This window comes from uncultured Microscilla sp. (assembly GCF_947493425.1).
Lineage (GTDB): Bacteria > Bacteroidota > Bacteroidia > Cytophagales > Microscillaceae > Microscilla.
Genome location: NZ_CANLRP010000562.1, coordinates 1 through 338 on the forward strand (window position 1 = coordinate 1; position 338 = coordinate 338).

A 338-nucleotide genomic window follows, 5' to 3' on the forward strand; every position below is an offset into this window, starting at 1 on the left:
TTTAAAGAGTATAAAGGTGCCTGGCAACGCATTGGCATCACCTATGCCTCTAAAACAGCTTATAATCAGGCCGAAGGCGACAAATTTCAAGGCAAGCTTTATTGTGCCTACATCGACCGAAAGCAAAACAACAAAACCTACTATTTTCGCAATCACGCGTTGGTCGACCAAAGCCTGGAAGCCCTGCCACAAAGCAAGGAGCTGATTACCTTCCGAGCCATGCATTCTGAGCAAATTGCGGCTCGCCGGGAACAACTTGCTCCGGAGCACGAAAACCATACCTGTTCAATGAAAATCACCGCTCAGGGAGAAGTGGTCTGCTCTGAGGAAGAAGCTTG

1 protein-coding gene is annotated in these 338 nt (G+C 48.2%); it reads left to right on the plus strand.

Annotation, left to right across the window (positions count from 1 at the left end; translation table 11 throughout):
• Positions 1 to 338 (plus strand): hypothetical protein (locus Q0954_RS34655; RefSeq protein WP_299466854.1); only part of this gene is annotated, 338 nt, incomplete at both ends.